General features: G+C 67.1%; 19 protein-coding genes. 7 read left to right on the top strand and 12 right to left on the bottom strand.

Features of this window, described 5'->3' with window-relative positions; genetic code table 11:
* The first annotated feature begins 130 nt into the window (after positions 1-130).
* Complete coding sequence (locus ACR80S_RS06585; RefSeq protein ID WP_435401438.1) at positions 131-556, top strand: DUF3617 domain-containing protein; 426 nt, start codon at positions 131-133, stop codon at positions 554-556.
* A gap of 125 nt (positions 557-681) precedes the next feature.
* Here ACR80S_RS06585 and ACR80S_RS06580 read toward each other — a convergent pair whose 3' ends face one another.
* Positions 682-3,795 carry an efflux RND transporter permease subunit gene (locus ACR80S_RS06580; RefSeq protein WP_435402865.1) on the bottom strand — a complete coding sequence of 1,038 codons (3,114 nt, stop codon included), beginning with the start codon at positions 3,793-3,795 and terminating at the stop codon, positions 682-684.
* Positions 3,795-4,907: an efflux RND transporter periplasmic adaptor subunit gene (locus ACR80S_RS06575; protein ID WP_435401440.1), complete on the bottom strand. Its 1,113-nt coding sequence runs from the start codon at positions 4,905-4,907 to the stop codon at positions 3,795-3,797. The genes ACR80S_RS06580 and ACR80S_RS06575 overlap by 1 nt, the downstream gene beginning before the upstream one ends.
* A 275-nt stretch (positions 4,908-5,182) precedes the next feature.
* Between ACR80S_RS06575 and ACR80S_RS06570 the strand changes: the two genes are divergently transcribed.
* Positions 5,183-6,373, top strand: coding sequence for a BaiN/RdsA family NAD(P)/FAD-dependent oxidoreductase (locus ACR80S_RS06570; RefSeq protein WP_435402864.1), 1,191 nt, complete (start codon positions 5,183-5,185; stop codon positions 6,371-6,373).
* A 39-nt stretch (positions 6,374-6,412) separates the two neighbouring features.
* On the opposite strand, the gene ACR80S_RS06565 is transcribed toward ACR80S_RS06570, so the two are convergent.
* A complete protein-coding gene (locus tag ACR80S_RS06565) occupies positions 6,413-7,147 on the bottom strand; it encodes a ParA family protein (RefSeq protein ID WP_435401442.1) in 735 nt (244 codons plus the stop codon).
* A gap of 209 nt (positions 7,148-7,356) precedes the next feature.
* On the opposite strand from ACR80S_RS06565, the gene ACR80S_RS06560 reads away from it, so the two are divergent.
* On the top strand, positions 7,357-8,013 hold the full coding sequence (locus ACR80S_RS06560; RefSeq protein WP_435401443.1) for a hypothetical protein: 657 nt from the start codon (positions 7,357-7,359) through the stop codon (positions 8,011-8,013).
* Here the strand turns inward: ACR80S_RS06560 and ACR80S_RS06555 are convergent.
* Positions 8,004-8,459, bottom strand: coding sequence for a CopD family protein (locus ACR80S_RS06555; RefSeq protein ID WP_435401444.1), 456 nt, complete (start codon positions 8,457-8,459; stop codon positions 8,004-8,006). The genes ACR80S_RS06560 and ACR80S_RS06555 overlap by 10 nt on opposite strands.
* 197 nt (positions 8,460-8,656) lie before the next feature.
* On the opposite strand from ACR80S_RS06555, the gene ACR80S_RS06550 reads away from it, so the two are divergent.
* Positions 8,657-9,034 (top strand): guanyl-specific ribonuclease, encoded by a 378-nt coding sequence (locus tag ACR80S_RS06550; protein ID WP_435401445.1) that lies wholly within the window; start codon positions 8,657-8,659, stop codon positions 9,032-9,034.
* The gene (locus ACR80S_RS06545; protein WP_435401446.1) at positions 9,031-9,504 is read left to right on the top strand and encodes a barstar family protein; all 474 of its coding nucleotides are present in this window, start codon (positions 9,031-9,033) and stop codon (positions 9,502-9,504) included. The genes ACR80S_RS06550 and ACR80S_RS06545 overlap by 4 nt, the downstream gene beginning before the upstream one ends.
* 4 nt (positions 9,505-9,508) lie before the next feature.
* On the opposite strand, the gene ACR80S_RS06540 is transcribed toward ACR80S_RS06545, so the two are convergent.
* The 4 genes from ACR80S_RS06540 to ACR80S_RS06525 all read right to left on the bottom strand — a co-directional run bounded on the left by ACR80S_RS06540 (position 9,509) and on the right by ACR80S_RS06525 (position 11,727).
* On the bottom strand, positions 9,509-9,829 hold the full coding sequence (locus ACR80S_RS06540) for a YqjK-like family protein (RefSeq protein ID WP_435401447.1): 321 nt from the start codon (positions 9,827-9,829) through the stop codon (positions 9,509-9,511).
* Entirely contained in the window at positions 9,819-10,226 is a 408-nt protein-coding gene (locus ACR80S_RS06535) for a phage holin family protein (protein WP_435401448.1), read from the bottom strand. The genes ACR80S_RS06540 and ACR80S_RS06535 overlap by 11 nt, the downstream gene beginning before the upstream one ends.
* Positions 10,226-10,558, bottom strand: a complete 333-nt coding sequence (locus tag ACR80S_RS06530) for an ElaB/YgaM/YqjD family protein (RefSeq protein WP_435401449.1) — start codon at positions 10,556-10,558, stop codon at positions 10,226-10,228. The genes ACR80S_RS06535 and ACR80S_RS06530 overlap by 1 nt, the downstream gene beginning before the upstream one ends.
* A gap of 104 nt (positions 10,559-10,662) precedes the next feature.
* Positions 10,663-11,727, bottom strand: coding sequence for a phospholipase A (locus ACR80S_RS06525; RefSeq protein WP_435401450.1), 1,065 nt, complete (start codon positions 11,725-11,727; stop codon positions 10,663-10,665).
* A gap of 178 nt (positions 11,728-11,905) precedes the next feature.
* Between ACR80S_RS06525 and mscK the strand changes: the two genes are divergently transcribed.
* A complete protein-coding gene (gene mscK / locus ACR80S_RS06520) occupies positions 11,906-15,322 on the top strand; it encodes a mechanosensitive channel MscK (protein WP_435402863.1) in 3,417 nt (1,138 codons plus the stop codon).
* A gap of 9 nt (positions 15,323-15,331) precedes the next feature.
* Here mscK and ACR80S_RS06515 read toward each other — a convergent pair whose 3' ends face one another.
* A complete protein-coding gene (locus ACR80S_RS06515; protein WP_435402862.1) occupies positions 15,332-16,108 on the bottom strand; it encodes a TlyA family RNA methyltransferase in 777 nt (258 codons plus the stop codon).
* Between the two features lie 288 nt (positions 16,109-16,396).
* Here ACR80S_RS06515 and ACR80S_RS06510 point away from each other — a divergent pair, with 288 nt between their 5' ends.
* Positions 16,397-18,406: a monovalent cation:proton antiporter family protein gene (locus ACR80S_RS06510; protein WP_435402861.1), complete on the top strand. Its 2,010-nt coding sequence runs from the start codon at positions 16,397-16,399 to the stop codon at positions 18,404-18,406.
* Between the two features lie 30 nt (positions 18,407-18,436).
* Here ACR80S_RS06510 and ACR80S_RS06505 read toward each other — a convergent pair whose 3' ends face one another.
* The 3 genes from ACR80S_RS06505 to ACR80S_RS06495 all read right to left on the bottom strand — a co-directional run bounded on the left by ACR80S_RS06505 (position 18,437) and on the right by ACR80S_RS06495 (position 22,203).
* Positions 18,437-18,784 (bottom strand): P-II family nitrogen regulator, encoded by a 348-nt coding sequence (locus ACR80S_RS06505; protein WP_435401454.1) that lies wholly within the window; start codon positions 18,782-18,784, stop codon positions 18,437-18,439.
* A 101-nt stretch (positions 18,785-18,885) separates the two neighbouring features.
* On the bottom strand, positions 18,886-20,907 hold the full coding sequence (locus ACR80S_RS06500; RefSeq protein ID WP_435402860.1) for a transporter permease: 2,022 nt from the start codon (positions 20,905-20,907) through the stop codon (positions 18,886-18,888).
* Positions 20,908-20,979: 72 nt separating this feature from the next.
* Complete coding sequence (locus tag ACR80S_RS06495; RefSeq protein WP_435401456.1) at positions 20,980-22,203, bottom strand: ATP-grasp domain-containing protein; 1,224 nt, start codon at positions 22,201-22,203, stop codon at positions 20,980-20,982.
* Between the last annotated feature and the right edge of the window lie 229 nt (positions 22,204-22,432).

The raw sequence follows: 22,432 nt of genomic DNA, 5'->3' as shown, positions 1-22,432 counted from the left end.
AATAGCCAGCCGGGGCAGCGGGTGTCAATTCCCGCGATACGTCAGCCGGCATTGGGCAGCAGTGAGGATTGACGGTAAGCTGAGCGGATGCCGAAGGAGAGGCATGCCATTCACCGTTCGGAGACACCCCATGTCGTTACGTTCCCTGTTCGTCGCCGCCGCGCTGGCCCTGCCGCTGACCGCCGTGGCCGATACCCCCAATATCGTGCCGGGGCTCTGGGAGTTCACCAGCACCACCTCGGTGACCGGCGAGGTCCCGATTCCCGACCAGTCCGACACCCACCAGGAGTGCATCGCCCAGGGTGATCTGGCGGATTCCGACTTTCAGTTCCTCGAGGTGGAGGAGGGCTGTGAGCTTCTCGAGCACAATGTCTCCTCGGATGGCATCGACTACCGCATGGTGTGCCACGCCGATGAAGGCGAGGCCAACATCGACGGCCGCATGGACTTCCTCGGCGAGCGCGTCGATGGCGACGTCAACGTGACGGTCCAGTCATCCATGGGCGAGATGCAGATGAACACCGTGGTCGAGGGCGCGCGCCTCGGCGACTGCTGAGCCACCCTCGGCACCAAGTAGACAGGGCCACCCCATGGGGTGGCCCTGTTGCCGTCTGGCCGTTGGACTGGCCCCCGACGCGAGGGCCGAGTCGGGGCTTTCAGGACGCAGGACCGGGTCTTGCCTTAGTGGCGGGCCTCGCTGGCCTCCATCTCCTCCTCCAGGCGGCGCTTGACCTCGCCGGGTGAGCCGGTGTGGCGGGCCAGCAGGTCGTAGGCCACCGGCACCACGAAGAGGGTGAAGAGGGTGGCGGCGGCGACACCGGAAAGGATCACGGTGCCGATCACCATGCGCGACTCGGCGCCGGCACCGGTGGAGACGATCAACGGGATGGAGCCGGCCATGGTGGTGACCGCGGTCATCAGGATCGGCCTCAGGCGGGTCACCGAGGCGTCCACCAGGGCGTCGCGGAAGGCCAGGCCCTCGTCGCGCAGCTGATTGGCGAACTCCACGATCAGGATGCCGTTCTTGGCCGCCAGGCCGATCAGCATCACCAGCCCCACCTGACTGTAGATGTTCAGCGACTGGCCGGTGACGAACAGCCCCAGCATGGCGCCGCTCATGGCCAGGGGCACGGTGAGCATGATCACGAAGGGATGGATGAAACTCTCGAACTGGGCGGCCAGCACCAGGAACACCACCAGGGCGCCGAGGATCAGCAGGAAGGCGGTGGCGCCGCTGGCCTGCTGGAAGTCACGGGAGGCGCCGCTAACGTCGGTCTGGACCTGGGGCGGCAGCACCTCGGCGGCGGCCGCCTCCAGATATTCCAACGCCTCGCCCAGCGAGTAGCCGTCGGCCAGGTTGGCTTCGAGGGTGATCGAGCGGATACGGTTGAAACGGTTGAGGGTGCTGGCGCCGGCGAAGTCGGTGAAGGAGACCAGGCTGGCCAGCGGGATCAGCTCGCCGGTGCGCGATGAGCGCACCTGGATGTTGTCCAGCGCGCGCGGGCTCGCCTGGCTGCCGCGATCGCCCTCAACGATGACGTCGTACTCCTGGCCGTTGTCGATATAGCGGGTGACGTTGCGCCCGCCCAGCAACACCTCCAGGGTGCGGCCGATCTCGGTGACAGTCACGCCCAGCGAGGCGGCGCGCTCGTAGTCGATGTCGACCCGCAGCTGGGGCTGGGTCTCGCGGTAGTCGCTGTCCAGGCCGATCAGCCGCGGGTTGTCCTCACGGATATGATCCATCAGGGTGTCGCGCCACTCGACCAGCTCCTCGTAGGTGCCGCCACCCAGCACGAACTCCACCGGCTTGCTGATGCGCTGTCCGAAGCCCTGGCGCATTACCGGGAAGGCCTGCACCCCGGGCAGCCCGGCGAGTTCGCGGCGCACGTCGTCCATGATCGTCCAGGCGTCACGCCGCTCACCCCAGTCGGCCAGGCCGATGATGCCGAAGCCGTTGTTGAAGTTCTCGATGTTGCCGAAGCCTCGCGGGGCGCGTATCAACACGCGCTCCATGTCGCCGTTCGCTACCAGGGGGTCCAGGCGCGCTTCGATCTCGTTCATGTAGTCCATGATGTAGTCGAAGGTGGCGCCCTCGGGGCCGTTGACCAGGATGATGAAGCTGCCGCGGTCCTCCTGGGGGGTGTACTCGCTGGGCAGCAGACTGGCCAGCCACACGGTGGCGGCGATCAGCGCCACGAACACCGCCAGCACCGACAGACGCGCCTGGAGTACCCAGCCCAGCAGGGTGCGATAGAGGCGCTGGGAGAGCTCCAGCACCCACTGCACGACCCGGGCGATGCGGCTGTCGTTCATGCTCGGCTTGAGGATCTTGGAGGCCATCATCGGCGTCAGCGACAGCGCCAGTACGCTGGAGATAGCCACTGCGGCGGCCATGGTCAGGGCGAACTCAGAGAACAACCGGCCCACGTTGCCCTGCAGGAAGGCCAGCGGCACGAACACCGCAATCAGCACCAGGGTAGTGGCGATGACCGCGAAGGCGATCTGGCGGGTGCCCTTGAAGGCCGCGACCAGGGGCGTCTCGCCGTAGTCGTGCATCCGCCGGTGGATGTTCTCCAGCACCACGATGGCGTCGTCGACAATCAGGCCGATGGCCAGCACCAGGGCCAGCAGGGTTAGCAGGTTGATGGAGAATCCCATCAGCGCCAGGGCCATGAAGGACCCGATGATGGCCACCGGCACCGTTACCGCGGGAATCAGGGTGGTGCGCACGTTTCCCAGGAACATGAAGATCACCACGACCACCAGCCCCATGGCGATGAACAGGGTCAGCACCACCTGCTGGATGGCACCGGCCACGAACACCGAGGCATCGTAGTTGAGGGAGAGCGTCATGCCCTCGGGCAGGCTGCCTTGGACCCGGTCCAGCTCCGCCTGGATGCCGCGGGAGACCTCCAGCACGTTGGCAGTGGACTGTTTGAGAATGCCCAGGCCGACCATGGGCACACCGTTGGCGCGAAACACCGAGCGGTCTTCCACCGAGCCGATCTCCACCCGAGCCACGTCGCCCAGGCGCACCAGGTAGCCATCCTCGCCCTGGGGCAGTGCCAGGCGCTCGAAGTCATCGGGCTGGTTGAAGCTGCGCGGCAGGCGCACGATGAACTGCCGCTCGCGAGATTCGATGGAACCGGCGGGCAGTTCGACGTTCTCGGCGCGAAGGGCGCTCTCCACATCGCTCACCGTCAGGTTGCGTGCGGCCAGGGCATTGCGGTCGAGCCACACCCGCATGGCGTACTCGTTGCCGCCGCCGATGCGTACCCGCGCCACCCCGGGCTGCACCGAGAAGCCGTCGACAAGGTAGCGGTCGGCATAGTCGGTCAGTTCGGGAATGCTGTAGCCATCGCCGGAGAGCGCGAGCCACACCACCACCTCCTCGCTGGAGTCGGCCTTCTGTACCTCGGGCGGGTCCGCCTCGTCGGGGAGGTTGCGCAGGGCCCCGGAGATGCGGTCGCGGACGTCGTTGGCGGCGGCATCGATGTCCATGTCGAGGCGGAATTCGATGTTGATCCGCGAGCGGCCGTCTTCGCTTGAGGAGGTGATCAGCTCGATGCCCTCGACCCCGGCGATGCGATCCTCCAGCGTCTGGGTGATGCGAGTCTCTACCACGCTGGCCGAGGCCCCGGAATAGCGGGTGTCGATGCTGACCACCGGCGGGTCGATGGAGGGATACTCCTGCAGCGGCAGGCGCTGCATGGCCAGCAGGCCGAAGGCGACGATCAGCAGCGCCAGCACGGTGGCCAGCACCGGCCGCTGTACGGAAAGATCGGAGAGGCGCATCAGCCACGCTCCTCGCGTCCGGCCTCGAGGATCTCGCGCACCGAGGTGGTTTCGTCGGCGATGCCGAGCAGGGCCACGCGATCCCCCGCCTGGACACGTTGCACGCCATGGGCCACCAGCAGTTCACCGCCTGCGAGCCCCTCGATGATCTCCGCCTGGCCGGTGCGTCGCTCGCCGACCCTGACCTCGCGGCGTTCCACGCGGTTGTCGTCCTCCTCGTCGATCACCAGCACGAACTGGCGGTCACCGCTGGGGATCAACACGGCCTCCGGCACAACCACGGCCTGGCGCGGACTGCGCTGGACGATGACCTCCATCAGCATGCCGGGGCGCAGGCGCAGTTCGGTGTTGGCCAGTTCGGCGCGCACCGTGACGTTGCGGCTGACCGGGTCCACCCGACTGCCGACGTTCTCCACGTGCCCGTCGAAGCGCTCGTCGGGGAAGGCCACGCTGCGTGCCGCCAGGGGCAGGCCAGGCGCCAGAATCGCCAGAAACACCTCCGGCACGCTGAAGTCGAGCTTCATCACGTCGACCTTGTCTAGGGTGACCAGCGCCGTGCCGGGGGTGACCAGGCTGCCCAGGCTGATGTTGCGAAAGCCCACCACGCCGTCGAAGGGGGCGCGTACCCGGTAGTTGCGCAGCCGCGCCTCGAGCCCCTGTATCTCCGCCTCCACCTGGCGCAGCCGTGCCTGGGCGTCCTCTACGTCGGCCCGCGGGGCCAGGTTGCGAGTCTGCAACTGGGCCAGGCGGTTCACCGTGGCGCGGCGCTCGTCGCGCTGGGCCTGGGCGGCGCGCAGCTGGGCCTGCTGTTCGTCATCCTGCAGGCGCACCAGCAGCTGGCCGGCCTCCACGACCTGGCCATCGCGGAAGTTCACCTCGGCGACGGTATCGGTGACGGTGGCGGAAAGCGTCACGCTCTCATCGGCGCGCAATGTGCCCAGCGCCTCCAGCGGGTCGGACCAGGACTCCAGGCTGGCTCGGGCGCCGATCACCGGCGTCGTTTGCTGAGCGGCGGCGGTGGTCGAGGCGACAGGCAGGGCGAGGATCAACGCCAGCAGGGCGGGCAGCGCCCGGGAGGTCACACGGCGGATGAACGGCGATGAGGCGGTCATGGGAGCTCTTGGTTGGATGGCCAGAAGAGGATGGCTCAGCATCGGCGGGCGACCTGCCCTGGGCCGACTGCTTAACAGGCTAGTCATAATACCCGTCAACACTGTGACAAGAATTCACAATCAAGCGATGGGCTTTATTAGTGTACAAGGATTGTACATTGGTTACAGCGCTGTGTACCTCTTGCTTGCGACCAGCCTGTCAACGAGGCGTTCATCAACAGTAAGCCGCTGGCCTGCTAGAATGCGCTCCCTTCGAGATGCGGCCAGGAGTGCCCATGACCTTTGACACGGTGATTATCGGCGCGGGCGCCGCCGGGCTGATGTGCGCGCTGACAGCGGGCTATGCCGGGCGGCGGGTGCTGGTGATCGACCATGCCAACCGGGCCGGCCGCAAGATCCTGATGTCCGGCGGGGGGCGCTGCAACTTCACCCACCTGGCCTCTACGTCGGACAATTTCTTCTCGGATAATCCGCGCTTCTGCATCTCGGCACTGAAGCGCTACCGCCCGGAGCACTTCGTCGAGCTGGTGGAGCGCCACGGGGTCGAGTATGTGGAGAAGGCCCCGGGCCAGCTGTTCTGCGCTGATTCCGCCAAGGAGATCGTGCGGGTGTTGCTGACCGAGTGCGAGTGGGCCGGCGTGGAGCTGCGCCTCAAGACCGCCGTGGAGCGCATCGAACGCCACGGCGAGGGCATGCGGGTGGTGACCTCGTCCGGCACCATCAACTGCGGGGCCCTGGTGGTGGCCACCGGCGGGCTCTCCATTCCCAGCATGGGCGCCACCGGCTTCGGTTTCGATCTCGCCCGCCAGTTCGGGCTCGCTGTGACCGCGACCCGTCCGGCGCTGGTGCCGTTCACTCTGACGTCGCAGTGGAAGGCGCGGGCCGAGGCCCTGGCCGGGGTCGCCTGCGAGGTGGGCGTGCGCGCGCTGCGCGGCGGCAAGTCCCACGGCCATTACCGCGAGCCCCTGCTCTTCACCCACCGCGGCCTCTCGGGGCCGGCGATGCTGCAGATCTCGAGCTTCTGGGAGCCCGGCGTCGAGTTGGCCATCGACCTCCTGCCGGGCGTGGACGCCTTCGAGGCGCTGTGCGCCGCCCGCCGGGAGACGCCCAGGCGCCAGCTCGCAAGCTGGCTGGGCGAGCGGTTGCCCAGGCGTCTGGCCCAGGCGCTGGTCGAGTGGCATGGTGGCGACGGCGTGCTGGCCGAGCGGAGCAATGCGCAGCTAGCCGCCTGGGCGGCGCATCTCGGCGACTGGCGGATCAAGCCCGCCGGCACCGAGGGGTGGCGCACCGCCGAAGTGACCCTGGGCGGGGTGGACACCCGGGTGGTGTCGTCGAAGACCTTCGCGGTGGAGGGGCTGCCCCAGCTGCGCTTCATCGGCGAGGTGCTCGACGTCACCGGCGAACTGGGCGGACATAACTTCCAGTGGGCCTGGGCCAGCGGGGTGGCCTGCGGCAGTGCGCTTTGAGACCGGCGTCGGGTGCAATTCGTGGGGTTATACCAGACGCTAAGTCAGGCGCTGGGCGATCTCTTCCCACAGCGCCCGGTAAGCCCGGGCCGCGGGGGTGGCGGGGGCAAACTGGCGCAGCGGGGCGCACTCCAGGCCCATTCGCTCCACCACGCTGGCGCTGGGAATGGATGTGGAGAGCCGCAGTGGCCAGCGTTCCGGCAGGGAGGCGATGGTCTCGCGGTGCAGGGTGCGCCGGCGATCGGCGAGGGTCACGAAGGGCCACACCTGGCAGGGGATGTCGCGCTCGTCGAGGAAGTCGCGCAGCTGCTCCAGGGTGCGCACCGAGAGCACCGTGGGCACGACGGGCACCAGCAGGGCGTCGACGCTGGCGAACACGCTCTCGGAGAGGGTCGAGAGGCTGGGCGGGCAGTCCAGGATGACCAGGTCATAGTCGTCGCGGACTGGTTTGAGGATGCGGCGCAACTGATTGTCGCGCCGGGCGGCGAGCAGATGGTCCAACTCGCGGGAGGCCAGCGCGGCGGGGAGCACGTCGAGGCGCTCGATTTCGGTGGCGCGGATCACCTTGTCGAAGGCGGCATCGCCCTTCACCAGCCGGGCCACGCCGCCGCGCACCTTGGGCTTGGCGCGCAGGTAGAAGGTGGTGGCGGCCTGGGGATCGAGGTCCCAGAGCAGTACTCGCCAGCCGGCGGCGGCGGCCTCGGCAGCCAGGTTCACCGCCGAGGCGGTCTTGCCGACCCCGCCCTTGATGCTGTAGAGCGCCAGCATGCGCATGGCGTGCCTCCCTTCCCCGTTCTTGCCTTACCGGTTCATTCCCGCTGCCTGCGGCTCGCCGGCCAGGAGGAACGGCTAAATACACTAGCAGCTTCAGACGTGCTTGAGATGACAGTTTTCTGACAGTCGGCCAGCTCGCGCCGTAACGACTATTCTCCTGGCAGAGACGGAACTTGTGCCGCGTGGCTCGGATTCCCTGGAGGTGCCCCATGACCCTGATCGCTGTTCACCACGACCCCGGCGCCGATGCGACGTCGCTGCGCGACCGCGTGCTCGACGAGGCCCTGCGTCAGGCCGAATCGCAAGGCTGGGAGGCGGTGCGCCTCACCGAGGTGGCCACCCAACTGGAGGTGCCGATGGCCGCGGTGCTGGCGGAGTTTCGCGACCTCGACGCGGTGGCCAATGCCTGGTTCCAGCGCGGCCTGGAGGCGCTGCTCGCCGACAAGCCCGACGGCTTCGATCACTGGCCCGAGGCGCAACGCCTCGAGCACTGCCTGCTGGCCTGGCTCGACGCCTTGGGAGCCCACCGCCGCGTCACGGTGGCGATGCTGCGCACCAAGGCCCACCTGCCGCACCTGCACACCTGGGTGCCGATGGTCTTCGACCTGTCGCGTACCGTGCAGTGGTGGCGCGAGGCGGCCCGCCTGCCGTCGCCTTACGGCACCCGGCGCGCCCAGATCGAGGAGCTCTCCCTGACCGGGCTCTTTCTGGCCACCCTGGCAGTATGGACCGGCGACGCTAGCGAGGGCCAGGCGCGAACCCGGCGCTTCCTCGAGAGGCGCCTGGCCTGTGGCTCGCGCTGGATGCGCTGGGTGCCCTGCGGCCACGCGCACCACAGGGACCACGAGGTGGCCCTTCAGATATAGCGCCCGCCTGCGGCGATGGCCACGGTGAGCAGACCCAGGATCAGGTTCAGGCCGATCATCCGGCGGATCTGGCCGAGCTGGCGTCCGCCCTCTGGCCAGTCGGCGGCATCCACGGCGCGACACAGCCGGCGATAGGGGGCGAACCAGACGTGCAGGTAGATTGCCATCATCGCCAGGCCCAGCAGCAGCATCAGGTGGATGTGCCAGCGTGCGCCGGCCATGCCGCCGAACACCGCGAACAGCATCCATAGCCCGGTGACCAGCAGCACCGCCACGGACCCCCACACCCAGGGGAAGAAGCGGGCGAAGACGCCGCGCCACAGGGTCAGGCGGGCCGGCGGCTCCAGCAGCCCAGCGGCCACCGGCCGCAGGATCATCCAGGCGAAGAACATGCCGCCCACCCAGAGGACAGAGGCGAGCACGTGCAGGGTAATGGCGAGAGACATGGGGGGGTCCTTTCGTCGGTGGGTCTTTTGTTGATGGGTCTTTCGTCGATGGGTCTTTCGTCGATATGACCGGCGGGATGGCGTAGCGCTTTTGCCGCACCATAGCGCGCTCCGGCGCTCAGCGTCACCCGCGGCTGGTGGGCGACGACGTCTCGCGGCATGATGGTCGGTCCCTGACCGTTAGCGCCGAGCGAACCATGAAGAAGCTACTGCTGATCGCCCTGTTGGCCCTGGCCGGCCTCTCTTTCCTCGAGGGGCCGGGGTCCTGGTTCGACTCCCGCGAGCCCGCCCCCGTCGAGCAGCGCCTGTCGGGCCAGGCCCAGATCGACGAGACCCTGCGGCTGATCGAGCGGGGCGGACCCTTTCCCCACTCCCAGGACGGCACGACCTTCCACAATCGCGAGCGGCTGCTGCCCCAGCGCCCGCGCGGCTACTATCGCGAGTACACCGTCGAGACGCCGGGGCTGTCCCATCGCGGCGCGCGGCGCATCGTCACCGGCGGCGACCCCCCGGAGATCTTCTACTTTACCGATGATCACTACGCCTCCTTCCGGGTGCTGGAGGATCACCGATGACCTCGCCTTCTTCCAGCCAGGCCCTGGCGCGCTTCCTGGCCGACCCCGCCCATGGCGGCCTCTATCGTCTGGCGGCCTCGATGGCCCGGGGCCTCGGGGACGCCGAGGGCCTGGGCTGGCACCGCTTGCCCGTGCCGCCTCGCTGGAACCGCGAGGCGCTGCTGGATGCCCTGGCGGAGAGCCTGACCTTTCCCGCCTATTTCGGCCGCAACTGGGACGCGGCCTGGGACTGCCTGACGGAACTCGGCTGGCAGGCGGGTAGGGTGCGGGTGATCTTGGTACCCGCCGCCCCGGTCGATGGCGCGGCCATGGCCACCTTCCTGGAGCTGATGGGCGATGCCTGCGACCACTGGGCGTCCCGCGGTCAGACCCTGACGGTGCTGCTGGTCGAGCCCGAGGATGGGGAAGCCCCCGAATGGCTGGCGGCGGTGCCGCCCCTGCCGGAGGCGGCGCTGGGAAAGGTTGGGTAGAGGGTCAGCGCAGCAGGCGCCGGGCGCGGCGCAGCAGCAGGACGCCAGCGGTCAGCCGCTTGGCCACGCGCAGCAGGGAATTCGGGTGGCGGGCGCTCTTCATGAGCAGTACCCCGCCCAGGGCATAGAGCGGCGCCTTGAAGCGCATCATCATCTGCCATCCCTCGTCGATGGGGCGACTCGCCTCACGGTAGCGGCTCGCTTCCACCAGAATATCGATGCGCTGCTGTTCGATCCTGGCTTCCAGCCTTCCCTTGCGTTCGGCGCGGGAGGGTTCGGGGGCTTCGCGGCGTGCCGGCAGCCTGGCTCTGGCATCAGCGCTCATGGCGTACCTCCCGGCGATCGCGCTCCACCAGATCGCGATCGGTGGCCAGGTGCTTCAGGGTGCTGGCCAGCAGGGTGCGCCGCTTGGCCAGCTGCAACGCCCGAAGCGCGAGCAGCAGGCCGCCGCCCAGCAGTATCCCGGCGCTGACGGCGATGGCGGTGAGCCGATAGCTGTCCCAGAAGGCGACGATCACCAGGGTCGTCAGCACTCCGATGCCGAGCATCAGCAGTATCAGGCTGAGCCCCACGATCAGCAGCAGGCCTACCAGCCTGACCCTCTCCTCCTCGAGCTCGAGAACGGCGAGACGCAGACGCGTCTCGCCGGTGGCCAACAGGCTGCCCAGCAGGCGCCGGGCGGCGGTGAACAGGCGCTGCGCCGGTCCCTGGCTTTCCGGCATCAGCGACGCCCGATCAGCATGCCGACGACCACGCCCAGGGCGGCGCCGATGCCGATGCTGGTCCAGGTGTTGTCGTGGACGTAGCGGTCGACGGCATCGACCTGTTGCTCAACCGAATCGCGGGCCTCGCCGTAGAACCGCTCGCCGCGGTCCTCGAGGCGGTCGCGGGTCTCCTTGAGGCGTTTCTCGGCGCGGTTGCGCAGCTCCTTGATGTTGCTTCGGGAGTCATCTGCTGTGGCGCTGACCAGCTCCTCGATGGTCTGGGTGAGATGGTGCAGGTCTTCCTTGAGCTGCTGGGTGGAATCTTCGGTATGGTGGGCACGTTTTGCCATCGGGTCTTCCTCTGACGGTGAATGACAGGCTCAGCATAGCAGCCGGTGCAGCTCTTGCCACGGCCATGACAGGTTGGCAGAGATGAACTTGATTCGAGTCAGGGTCAGCGCGTCATGCTGCCGCCGCTGAACAACGGGTTGATGCTGAAGCCCAGGCTCAGGCGGTGATTGCGGTGGTCGTAGTCGATCATGCTCTCGCCGTGGCCGTAGTAGTACTGCACATGGCCGCGAATGTTGCCGTTGAACAGCGGCCAGGAGTAGTCGACCTGGGTGCCCATGTTGCCCGCACTGGGGTTGCCCCGCCACAGCAGGCTGAGCTCACTGTCGCCGTAGCGCCGGGCGACGGTGACGTCGCCATAGCCCATGTAGCGTTCGATGTCGGGGTTGTCGTCCTCGCTCTCGGATTCCGGGATGCGCCAGTGGGGGGCCAGGCTGAAGGCCCAGTCGCCGCGCTGGAAGATGCTCTCCAGATAGACCCGGTTCCAGCTGCGCGAGAGCGGGTCGGAGCGACCATTGGAGGTATGGTTCAGCGCCAGGCGGTTGCGCACGTTGGTCCAGCCCAGGGTCCGCCAGGCGTTGTCGAAGTTCATGAAGATTTCCGGCTCGTAGTTGGTCTCGCGGAAGGGCGAGGAGGAGTCGGTGTTGTAGGCCTGCCACCAGCTGCGCTGGGTATAGGCGAAGTAGAGATCGCCGGTGTCGCCGAACAGTCCCTCGATCAGGTTGACCTTGGCGCTGAACTGGAACTTGATCTCCAGATCGTTAGGCCCGTTGATGTCGGAAATCTCGCGGAAGGCCTCTCGGTTGGGGCTGGTGGTGTAGCTCGCCGGGAAGAGGTAGTTGCGCCGGTAGGTGGTGATGGCATAGGGGTTGCGGCGGGACTCGAGCTCGAGCTGGCGCCGTTCAACGGCCTCCAGGGCCGCGACCTCTTCCACCGGGATCATTTCAGCCTGGGTGTCTTCCCCTTCGGGCAGCGCCTGGAGCTCGCTCTGCAGCGACTCGAGTTCCTCGTTGAGCGCCTGAATGCGGGCCTGCAGGGCGGCGCGGTCCGCGGCGCTCTCTTTGAAGCTCGCTTCTCCCGCTTGTGGGGTATCTGCCTGTACTGCGCCTGCGTGCAGCAGCAGGGCCAGAGTGGCGCCGGCGAGGGAGGCAGAGCGGTTCAGCGAGGTCATGGGGAGATCCGGAAGAGAATGAGATTCAGACCGTCCTTCTACCACGCCCGGTGGTCAAGTCAACATGTGGGACACTGCGGGGTAATTGCCATGCCTGCCGCAGGGGAAGAGAATCGATCCTGAAGAATCCCTTCGATAAGCGAGGTGGGCTGTGGAGAGAGGTAGGGGCGCAAGCGCCGTGAAGGGAGGCGCAGCGAGTCGCCGCGGATGGCTTGCACTGGCGCTCCTGGCACTGCTGCTGATGACGGCGCTGCAGCCGGCGCGGGCTGAGGTGGATCTGCCGGAGCGCGGGGATGTCGAGGCGCGGCTAGCCGCCCTGGCGCCCGCGGAGGGCGAGAGCCCCGGTGCCGCTCAGCGTCGCGAGATCGAGGCGCTGGAAGAGACACTTTCGGCCCTGGTCTCCCTGGATGAGCAGGAGAAGCGCCTGGAAGATCTGGAGGCACGCGTCCAGCGGGCACCCGCCGAGCTGCTGCGCCTGGAGCGAGAGCTGAGGGCGGAGGAGGAGGCGGCCCTCGACCTGTCGGCCACCGGCCTGGATGATCTGGCCCTGGACGAGCTGGAGCAGCGCCAGCAGGAATCGGTGATCGATCTGCAGCGGCTGCAGGATCGCCTGGCCGAGGTCAACGCCCAGCTCCTCTCCGCCCAGACCCTGCCGGAACGCGCCCAGCAGGCCATTTCTGAAGCCATGCAGGCAGTGGAGCGGGCGCGTCGCGCCCAGGATGAGCTCGAGAACCGTGAGCTGTCCAGCGATGACCCACGGGTCTGGCAGCGACAGGTGGAGCGCCGCCTGGCCGAGTTCACCCTGCTGTTTCACCAGCGTGAGCTGAGCACCAACACCCGCCTGCGCGAGCTCGACCAGCAGCGCCGCGATCTCATGACCCAGCAGATTGCCCGCCAGGAGTCGGAGCTCGCCCTGCTCCAGAACGTCATCGAGCGCAAGCAGCGCCTGGCCTCTGAACAAGCCATCGCCGATGCCGTACGGGACGACCCGCTGCTCGAGGCGGGGCATCCAGTGCTGGAGCGCGCCCAGCAGATCAATCGCGACCTCAGCCTGGAGCTGCTGCGAACCAACGACCGTAGCAACGCCCTGGTGCGCGAGAGTCTGGCGGTGCGCAGCCAGCTCGATCATGTCCGCCAGCTGCAGCGCAGCCTCAACGAGCAGATCGAGGCGATCCGCGGTAGCATCTTGCTGTCTCGGATCCTGCGCGAGCAGCGCCGCTCCCTGCCCCAGGTGGCGCCGCGGCACGACCTGCAGGACGAGATTGCCGATCTGCGCCTGCGCCAATTTGACCTGGTGCGCCAGCGGGATCAGCTGCGCCAGGGCGAGCGCCTGGCCAACCAGCGCCTGGAGGAGGCCGGCGTCGAGGTCAGTGTTGCCCTGGTCGACTCCCTGCAACGCCTCTACCAGTCGCGCCGAGAGCTGGTGGACCGTCTGGAGCAGACCTATGGCAGCCTGCTGAGCTCGGCCATCGAGCTGCAGCTCAACCAGCAGCAGCTGCTCGAGACCTCGCGGGAGCTGCGCGCGACCATCGACGAACAGCTCTTCTGGGTCGCCAACACCCGGCCGCTGGACCTGGCCTGGGTGCGCCAGCTGCCCGCCAACCTTGTGCTGGAGTGGCAGGAGGGCGAGTGGCGTCAGGTGCTGCCGGTGCACTGGCGCTTGCCCACGGCCGGTGGCCTGGTCGGCGTGCCCCTGCTGCTGGCGGCGGCCGTGCTGCTGTGGTTTCGCCGGCGCCTCAAGTCCCGTCTAGCTGTTCTGCATGAGCAGATCGGCCGGCTGCGCAGCGATACGCAGCTGCATACGCCCCGGGCGGTGCTGTTGAACATTCCCTTGGCGCTTCCCGGGCCCCTGGCCCTGGCGGCCGTTGGCAGCGCCCTGCTGGCGGGAGGCGAGGGCATCGCCCACGGCCTGGGCCTGGCCGCCCTGCAGCTCTCGCTGGCCTGGGTGGTGGTCGCCTGGGGACGGCGCCTGCTGGTGACCGACGGTGTGGCCACCAAGCACTTCTATTGGCCGGCGGACTATGCCGCCCGGCTGCGCTGGCTGCTCGGCTGGCTGGGTGTCTCGCTGGTGCCGGTGCTGATGATCGCCACCCTGGCGAGGGATACCGACTTCGGCCTCAGCCACCGCCCTGTGGCCCTGGGGCTGCTGGTCACTGGCCTGCTGGCCATGAGCTTCCTGCAGGGGCGGCTGATCCTGGCCCATGCGCCTTTCTTCGGCGTGCGGCTGTTCCGCCTGGTGCTGGGACTGGCCATGGCCGCTGTCCCCCTGGTGCTGATGGGGCTGATCGTTGCCGGCTACGAATATACTGCGCTGAGCCTGGTGGGGCGCTTCGTGATCACCCTCTACCTGCTGGGGCTGTGGATCCTGGTGGAGGCTTCGGTGGTGCGTGGCCTGGCGGTGGCAGCACGTCGCCTGGCCTTCAAGCGCGCCCTGGCCCGGCGGCGGGCCCATGCCCAGGAGGGGGCCGACGGGGGGCTGGAGGTGGTGGAGGAGCCACCGCTGGACATGGATAAGATCAACCAGCAGTCGCTGCGCCTCTCCAAGTTGATCCTGCTGATCGGCTTCGTGTTCCTGCTCTACCTGGTGTGGGCCGACCTGCTGACGGTGCTGAGCTACCTGGAACGAGTGGCAATCTGGGAGGGCGACGAGGCGGAGGGCGCCGACCTGATCGGCAGCACCCTGTCGGTGGCCGATATCTTCACCGCGTTGCTGATCGTCGGGCTGACGATGATGATGGCCCGCAACCTGCCCGGCCTGCTCGAGGTGATGGTGCTGTCGCGCCTGGAGCTGAAGCAGGGCAGCGCTTACGCCATCACCTCGCTGCTCTCCTATACCATCGTCGGTACCGGCCTGGTCGCGGCTCTGGGCACGCTCGGTGTCTCCTGGGACAAATTGCAGTGGCTGGTGGCGGCGCTGGGCGTTGGCCTGGGTTTTGGTCTTCAGGAAATCTTTGCCAACTTCGTCTCGGGGTTGATCATCCTCTTCGAGCGCCCGGTGCGTATCGGTGACACCGTGACCCTGGGCAACCTCACCGGCACGGTGAGCAAGATCCGCATCCGTGCCACCACGGTCACCGACTTCGATCGCAAGGAGATCATCATCCCCAACAAGACCTTCGTCACCGACCAGTTGATCAACTGGTCGCTGTCGGACACGGTCACCCGGGTGGTGCTCACCTTCGGGGTCGCCTACGGCTCCGACCATCGCCTGGTGCATCGTCTTCTGCGCCAGGCCGCCGACGAGAACAACCGGGTGCTGGCCGAACCGGAGCCCCAGGTGTTCTTCATGGACTACGGCGACAGCACCCTGAACTTCGAGCTGCGAATCTTCGTCAACGCCCTGGGTGATCGGCTCTATGCCACCGACGAGGTCAACTGTCGGGTGGGGGAGCTGTTTGCCGAGCACGAGGTCGATATTGCCTTCAACCAGCTCGATGTCTGGCTGCACCGCGCCGACGGGGCGGTCAAGCAGGTGCAGAGCCGTGGATCATCATCGACGATCAATCCGGCGTTCCCGCCGCCGGGCAGCCAGGGCGATCCTGGCGACGTCGACCTGGACGGCGGTGGTGGAGGAGACGGCGATGGCGGGCGCTGAGCCGGCGGCCTAGCGGGCAGACGCCTCGCGAACGGCGTGGAGCAGAAACTCCCGGTTGCCGTCGCCGCCCAGCAGCGGGCTCGCCTGCCAGTGGCGGATCGTCAGGCCCACCTCGGCGCAGCAGGCGCGGATCCTTGCCTCCACCTCCTGATGGCGGGTGGGGTCGGTGACCAGCCCGCGGCCGTTGACGCCGCCGGGGCCCACCTCGAACTGCGGCTTGACCAGGCTGGCGAGCTCGCCGCCCTCGCGCAGCAGGGCCGCGATCTCGGGCAGGATCAGGGTCTGGGAGATGAAGGAGACGTCCATGACCGCCAGGTCCGGCCCCACCGCCCCCTGCGCCTCGAGGGCCGCCCTCAGGCGAGGGTCGGCGCTCATGCCCCGGGCGTTGAGTCCCTCCAGGCAGGTGACCCGCGCCTCCTCGCGCAGGCCCGGGTCGAGCTGGTCGTGGCCCACCTCCACGCCGATCACGTGGCGGGCGCCGTGCGCCAGGGCGCAGTCGCTGAAGCCGCCGGTAGACTGGCCCACGTCGAGGACCAGCCTGCCCGTCAGGTCGAGCCCCAGCGCCTCGAGCAGGCCCTCCAGCTTGAGTCCCGCCCGCGACACATAGCGCTCCTCGGGGTCCTCCTGCACCGCCAGCCGGGTATCCTCCGGCAGCTTCTCGCCGGTCTTGGTGAGTACGCGGCCCCCCTCGGCCAGGCTCACTCGCCCGTGGCGGATCAGCCGCTGGGCCCGGGTGCGCGAACGGGCCAGGCCCTGGGTCACGAGAAGCTGGTCTAGGCGCGGCATGGTGGCTCCGTGCGGGGGAGAGGAGATAGATTATAGCCGGTAGAGAGCGTCTCCCGCAGCGCTGACGTCCGCGACCCGTCGCGGGATACTGGATTTTCATTAGCCGGATAATAGAAAGGGCGCCGGTGGATTAGAGTACCGGACAGGCGCTGGCGCTCGGCGCCCTGGACGGGGGCTGTCTTCCATTGGTTGCCGCTGGCTGCGGCGTGCGGCTGATATACTCGGCACATCAGGACATCATCAAGCAATGACGTGAAACGCCCGCGGGGCTGAGAAGGGAAGCAGAGGATGCTGGAGCAGGCGCTGGTACAGATGTTGCTGCTGCTGGGGGCGACCGTCGGCGTGGTGCTGGTCTTCCAGCGGCTGAGGATTCCACCAAGCCTGGGCTATCTGCTGGTGGGGGTGCTGCTGGGCTCCCATACCGCCGGCCCGGTGGTGGCCGATGAGAATATCCGGGTGATCGCCGAATTCGGCATCGTCTTCCTGCTTTTCACCATCGGGCTCAGTTTCTCGATGCCCCAGATCTATGCGCTGCGGCACACCATTCTGGGTCTCGGTACTGCCCAGGTGGCGCTGACCACGCTGGTGGTCGGCCTGCTGGCCTGGTGGCTAGGTCTTCCCGGTCCGGCCGCCTTCGTGGTGGGCGCGGTATTTGCCCAGTCCTCCACCACCATCATCACCAAGCAGCTGATGGAGCAGGGGGAGAACCAGACCCGCCACGGGCGGCTGGGCACCACCATGTCGGTGTTCCAGGACATCACCGCGGTGCCCTTCGTGGTGGTGATCCCGGTGCTGGGGGTGGCGGCCGCCCAGGAGGTCGCCGGCGCCCTAGGGCTGGCGCTGGCCAAGGCGCTGCTGGCCCTCGTCATCGTTCTGGTCTCGGGGCGGCTGCTGTTGCGCCCGCTGTTTCATCTGGTGGCCGAGCGGCGCTCGGCCGAGCTCTTTACCCTGACGGTGTTGTTCGTGTCGCTGGTGGCGGCCTGGACCACCAAGACCCTGGGGCTCTCCATGGCCTTCGGCGCCTTCCTGGCTGGCATGGTGCTGGGGGACACCGAGTTTCGCCACCAGGTGGAGTCGACCATTCGCCCGTTCCGCGATGTGCTGCTGGGGCTCTTCTTCGTCAGCATCGGCATGCTGGTGGAGCCGGCGCTGCTCCCCGAAATCTGGTGGGAGGCACTGCTCGGCGCTGCGGCGCTGCTGGGCATCAAGCTGGCTCTGGTGACCCTGATCGTGCGCCTCTCCGGAGTGGAGCTGCAGACGGCGTTCCGCACCGGTCTGCTGCTGGCGGTGGGCGGCGAGTTCGGCTTCGCACTGCTGGCCATAGGCCTCGAGGGCGAGGTGATCGGCAGCTATCCCGCCCAGGTGGTGCTCGCCTCGGTGCTCTTTTCGATGATCCTGGCACCCTTCCTGATCCGCTATAACCAGCCGCTGGCGGCCTGGTTGTTCGGGCGGGTGACGCCCGGGCCGGTGATGCCTAAACCGGACAAGGCCGCGCCGACGCCTCACGAACTGGAGGATCAGGGGCACGTGGTCATCTGCGGGTTCGGACGAACCGGGCAGACGGTGGCGCGCTTCCTGGAGAGCGAGAAGGTCGCCTACGTGGCCCTGGACATGGACCCGTCGATCGTTCGTGAGGCGAGGCTGGCCGGTCAGCCAGTCTACTTCGGCGACTCATCGGATGCCGCGATGCTGGAGAACGTGGGGCTGGATAGGGCCAGGTTGCTGATCATCAGTCACGATGATCGCCCGGCTGCGCTCAAGACCCTGCGCCATGCCGTTCAGCTCAAGGCCGGGATTCCTGCCGTGGTTCGCACTCGCGATGAGGGCGCCGTTGCCGAGCTGGTCGCCGCGGGGGCCAGTGAGGTCATTCCCGAAACTCTCGAGGCCAGCATGATCCTCACCTCCCATGCCCTCCAGGCCCTGGGGGTCCCGCTTCATCGGGTCACCCGTCACCTCCAGGAGCAGCGCGTCAGTCACTACCAGATGCTGCGCGAGCTGTTCCGGGGCAGCCTGGACAGCATTCAGGACCCGCGCCCGGCGGGCGAGCAGGAGCGGCTGCATGCCGTGGTGTTGAGCAAGGGGAGCCCGGCCATCGGCCGGAACCTGGCAGAGCTGAATACGGAGGATGATCAGGTGTCGGTGACCGCGCTGGTGCGCAACGACCGCCGCAGCCGTTATCCCGAGGCAAGCACGGATGTCCAGGCGGACGATGTGCTGGTGCTGCTGGGCAGCCAGGACAACATCGAGAAGGTCGAACGACGGCTTACCGGGACCGGTGCGCCGTCGCAATCTGAATGACCACTTTTGAGAGACTTCCTCTGAGCGGTGCTAGCTCAGTGGATGTTCCTTGCTCAACGCCTTGATATGCTCGCTGAGCCCCAGCGCCTGGCTGACGTCCAACTCCAGGGCGATACCGGTGTTGAGGCTCTCATCCAGCTCACCGGCCTCGCTGACCGCTTCGAGCACTGCGCTGGAGCGGCGCGCCTCGACGAGGATCAGCAACACGCTGCGCGCGGCCATGAACTCCAGGCCGAAGAAGGTCAGGTGGGGCTTGAGTCCCTGGCCCTGGGCGTTGTTGATGATGGTAGCACCGGTGGCACCGGCCGCGCGGGCGGCATCCAGCACCTCGTCGGTCCTGTCCTGGTCGACGAAGACCATCAACAGCTTGAAGTCCATGCGCATCTCCCTGTGTCGCCTGGGGGGGGGTGAGCCGCCGAGTCCGCGGCTCCCTGCCATTTATATTCTGGCAGAGCCCACCGTGGAAGTCCTGATCGAGATCAAGGCGTGCCGTCGGGACCCGCGTCGGCCTGCAGATCGGTGGGTGGGAATCTGTCCGCCCCCCAGCTGTGGTGAATGTGACCGACCACCACATCTAGCTCCGCCTGGGTGACCTGGGCCAGCTCGCCGCGCTCCAGCGGGTCGTAGTGGAAGATATAGAGTCGTGAGGCGAACTGCTCGAAGGGCAGTGAGGCCTCGCCCGCGCGCTCGCCGTGATCGGCGGTGCTGACCTTGATATCGTCACCCCAGTCCTGACCGCTATCGTTGTTGGGGTTGAAGAAGTAGACCCGCATCACGTCGGAGGGGTCCAACGAGACGCGCAGCACGGTGATGGCGTGCCAGCCGATGAAGCGCGCGGCGCTGTCGGTCACCGCAATGCCCGCCGGCTGGGGATGTATCAGCGGCTGGTTGCCATTGTAGTAGGGGTGGTAGCTGGCGTAGAAGTGACGCAGGAAGGTGTCCAACTCGTGGAGTTGGCCCGTGGCCACGTCGACGTTGATACGAAAGCCCCGCCCGGACCACCAGCCGTGGAATTCCGGATTGACCCAGCGGTGAGGGTCACCCTCACGGCCGGTGCAACGTCGGCCCATCTCGGCATAGATACGATCCAGGTGGGGCACCACGATCAGCGACACCGGGTCGAGGTCCATGGGCAGGCTCTGGGCCACGCCGCCGCTGCTCTCCATCGAGGAGATCGGCTGACCCTCGAAGTGCATGATGATTTCGTCGTCGCGGGCTGCCCAGGCCACCATCTGCAGCAGGTAGTCGGGGTCGTTGTAGGCCCACATGGAGAGCGCCCGGGCCGACTGACAGGTGGGGTTGTTGCCCTGTCCCACGCCCAGCGGTTGACCGAGCATGCACAGCACTCCCTCGAGCAGCCGGGCCCTGGGCGAGACCGCCTCGCCGAAGGCGATGTTGAGCCGCGCCTGGGACCATTCTGTAAGCGTCAAGCTCAGCTGGCGCCACATGGCCGGGGCGACCGGCGGCTGGTAGAGGATACCGCGCTCCAGCAGCAGCGCCAGGCCGAAGACGGCCTGGGGCGTGGTCGGATGCACGCCGCTGCGGATCAACGCGGAGACTAGCTCGCGGTAGCAGAGCAGGCAGTCGCGACCGGTGGCCGAGAGCCCGAGCGCCTCGGCCACGAGGTGATCGCTGTGATCCAACAGGTGGCGCAGCAGCACCGGGTGGTAGGACGAGACCAGCCCGGTGTCGTGCATGGCCCGGGCAAAGCCGGTGGCCTCGCCCTGAAGGGCGGCGCTGTCCATGCTGGAGAGCCGTTCGCGGTAGACCTCGAGCCCCGGATCCTCGCGGCAGGCCCGCGTAGGGCCGTAGAGCGAGCTGACCAGGCGGTCGGCGCCCTGGCCGCTGATGCCCAGATCGATCTCGGGGTTGGCCTGGCAGATGGCGATCTGGGTGATCATCGCCTTGACCGGCTCCACCTGGATGGGGCGCTGTTCCAGGATGCGCCAGATCTCGTCGATCAGGCGGTCGATGATGTGCTCGTAGCCGATGCGCTCGGCCAGATGCTGGAACAGGTGGCGGGGAATCTGGGCCAGGCGGCCCTGGGTCTCGCGCTCGGCCTCGCTGGGCGCGCCGAACAGCAGCCACAGATTGATCGCCATTACCTGGGTCAGGTAGTGGTGGGCCTGCTCGGCGGAGATCTGGTCATGGAGGTACTCCCCCTTGGCCACGGCCAGCAGACGCAACTCGCTCAATGCCTCGATCACGACCATGTTGGGGTCGGGACTCTTGAGGGCATGGGTGGTCAGCGAGGGCACCAGGAACTGGGGGGTCTCCCAGTCGGAGCCGAGGAAGACCCCGGCCTTTTCAAAGGCCTGGGCGCGGGCCTCTATGGCGGCGGCACCGCCCTCCTGGAGCAGCACCCGGCGGGCGGTGTCGAACACCCGAGGCAGCTTGCCGGGCTTGGCAAACTCTCGGGAGTGGGTCAGGAGGCTGATCGCCTCGTCCAGTTTCTGGCAGAGGCCAACGAGCTTGTCGTTGGCCGCAGGCGTTGCACTCATGTCTTGCGTCTGTCGGTGCGTGGTCACGCCGACTCCTTGTCGTCAGGCTGTCACCTTTCCATGACGCCTGTATCAGACATAGAAATCAAGCTCTTCCATATGCTTGAGCAATTCCTTCATGCGCGCCGCTTCGTTGCCCTTGAAGTAGATCAGGCCCCAGTGGGTACCGAAGGCGGTCCGTTTGGTGACGGTTTCTTCCATCGGCGGGGTCAGCTCGTGGGACTCGAAGTAGGGGTCGTCCTCGACCTCTTCGGGAATCTCCAGCTTGCTGACCACGCGGCGGCGCGGGTAGACCCCGAAGCAGCCTGCATAGCCGTCGGCGTCCACTACCTCCTTCGGGAAGAAAGCCTTGACCTCATCCTGGGTGGTCTTGGGATCAAACACCAGCATGGAAGCCTGGTAGGCGTTGAAGCCGTAGACCCGCTCGAGCAGCTCGAACACCTTGAAGCCCGGCGGACGGTAGGCCACCTCGCCGAAGTACATCTCGCCATCGCTGGTGACGAAGTATTCCGGATGGATCAGGCCGAACTCGATGTCGAAGGTCTTCACCAGCTTCTCGATCTGGGCGATGATCTGCGGACGATAGTGCTCTAGCTCCGGCGAGGCCGGCACGAACACCGAGTAGCCTAAGGTCACGTACTCGGAGATGTTGAGGAAGGCGATCTTGCCGTCGTGGATCCAGGCCTCCACGGCAAATTCCCAGCCATCCAGATGCGACTCCATCAGCACCGGAAACTCCTCCTCGGGGATGGTATCGACCTCGTCCGGGGTGCGTATCACCCGGTGACCCAGGCAGCCGGCCTTGTCGAAGGCCTTGAGGTGGATGGGGTCGTTGGGGTCGCCTTCGAGCTTGAGCAGGGTCTGATTGACCCGCTTGAGGAAGCGCACGACGTCAGCCTTGTCGTGGGCCTCCTCGAAGATGCCGACGCGGATGCCCCCCAGCTGGGCGCGCCGCTTCATCAGCGCCTTGTCGCGCAGCAGCAGCGACTGGCCGTAGAGGCGCGGGTTGTCGAGCAGCACCGAGTTGATGGCGCCGGCCCACTCCACGGTCTCCTCGAACATCGGGATCGCCACGTCGACGCCCATTTCCTGCAGGGTGTGGGCGATCTCCATGGAGCGGTCGTTCAAGCGCTCGAAGTTCCAGGGCACGTAGGGAATATCGTGCTTCTGGCAGTACTCCTCGGCCCAGTCCGGAGCCACTACCACGTAGCGTCTGTCGAAGTTCTCGGCGGCTTCGATGGCGTTCAGGCTCCAGCCAAGCAGAGCGATGTAGCCCTTGTTCGGATCCTTTTTCATGGTGTGCCTCCAGATGGGAGAGTGGACAGGTTCCCAGGCCGACCGGGGGACAAGCCTTGGGTGGGAAAGTGTTTTCCACGATACAGCAACGATCGGTCAGGTTCACCCTGGCCCGTGGGTGGAAACGCCCCTTGCCGGCCGGTCCTGGCGTTGTTATAGTGCGCCCGCACTCGGCAAGGCGTTGATTGCCAACGCTCCAGTCGCCGAGTCATCGATGTCGTTGTGAAAG

The sequence above is a fragment of the Halomonas salsilacus genome (assembly GCF_051216275.1).
In the GTDB taxonomy this organism is placed as follows: Bacteria; Pseudomonadota; Gammaproteobacteria; order Pseudomonadales; family Halomonadaceae; genus Halomonas.
This window is presented reverse-complemented; position numbering and strand designations above follow the sequence as displayed.

What these genes read in the sequence shown, in the direction of transcription:
- ACR80S_RS06580 (WP_435402865.1), bottom strand. Translation starts at nt 3,795, where the DNA reads ATGCGCCTCTCCGATCTTTCCGTACAGCGGCCGGTGCTGGCCACCGTG.
- ACR80S_RS06570 (WP_435402864.1), top strand. Translation starts at nt 5,183, where the DNA reads ATGACCTTTGACACGGTGATTATCGGCGCGGGCGCCGCCGGGCTGATG.
- ACR80S_RS06510 (WP_435402861.1), top strand. Translation starts at nt 16,397, where the DNA reads ATGCTGGAGCAGGCGCTGGTACAGATGTTGCTGCTGCTGGGGGCGACC.
- ACR80S_RS06535 (WP_435401448.1), bottom strand. Translation starts at nt 10,226, where the DNA reads ATGCCGGAAAGCCAGGGACCGGCGCAGCGCCTGTTCACCGCCGCCCGG.
- ACR80S_RS06560 (WP_435401443.1), top strand. Translation starts at nt 7,357, where the DNA reads ATGACCCTGATCGCTGTTCACCACGACCCCGGCGCCGATGCGACGTCG.
- ACR80S_RS06495 (WP_435401456.1), bottom strand. Translation starts at nt 22,203, where the DNA reads ATGAAAAAGGATCCGAACAAGGGCTACATCGCTCTGCTTGGCTGGAGC.
- ACR80S_RS06550 (WP_435401445.1), top strand. Translation starts at nt 8,657, where the DNA reads ATGAAGAAGCTACTGCTGATCGCCCTGTTGGCCCTGGCCGGCCTCTCT.
- ACR80S_RS06575 (WP_435401440.1), bottom strand. Translation starts at nt 4,907, where the DNA reads ATGACCGCCTCATCGCCGTTCATCCGCCGTGTGACCTCCCGGGCGCTG.
- ACR80S_RS06555 (WP_435401444.1), bottom strand. Translation starts at nt 8,459, where the DNA reads ATGTCTCTCGCCATTACCCTGCACGTGCTCGCCTCTGTCCTCTGGGTG.
- ACR80S_RS06505 (WP_435401454.1), bottom strand. Translation starts at nt 18,784, where the DNA reads ATGGACTTCAAGCTGTTGATGGTCTTCGTCGACCAGGACAGGACCGAC.
- ACR80S_RS06585 (WP_435401438.1), top strand. Translation starts at nt 131, where the DNA reads ATGTCGTTACGTTCCCTGTTCGTCGCCGCCGCGCTGGCCCTGCCGCTG.
- ACR80S_RS06500 (WP_435402860.1), bottom strand. Translation starts at nt 20,907, where the DNA reads ATGAGTGCAACGCCTGCGGCCAACGACAAGCTCGTTGGCCTCTGCCAG.
- ACR80S_RS06515 (WP_435402862.1), bottom strand. Translation starts at nt 16,108, where the DNA reads ATGCCGCGCCTAGACCAGCTTCTCGTGACCCAGGGCCTGGCCCGTTCG.
- ACR80S_RS06525 (WP_435401450.1), bottom strand. Translation starts at nt 11,727, where the DNA reads ATGACCTCGCTGAACCGCTCTGCCTCCCTCGCCGGCGCCACTCTGGCC.
- ACR80S_RS06565 (WP_435401442.1), bottom strand. Translation starts at nt 7,147, where the DNA reads ATGCGCATGCTGGCGCTCTACAGCATCAAGGGCGGGGTCGGCAAGACC.
- ACR80S_RS06540 (WP_435401447.1), bottom strand. Translation starts at nt 9,829, where the DNA reads ATGAGCGCTGATGCCAGAGCCAGGCTGCCGGCACGCCGCGAAGCCCCC.
- ACR80S_RS06530 (WP_435401449.1), bottom strand. Translation starts at nt 10,558, where the DNA reads ATGGCAAAACGTGCCCACCATACCGAAGATTCCACCCAGCAGCTCAAG.
- ACR80S_RS06545 (WP_435401446.1), top strand. Translation starts at nt 9,031, where the DNA reads ATGACCTCGCCTTCTTCCAGCCAGGCCCTGGCGCGCTTCCTGGCCGAC.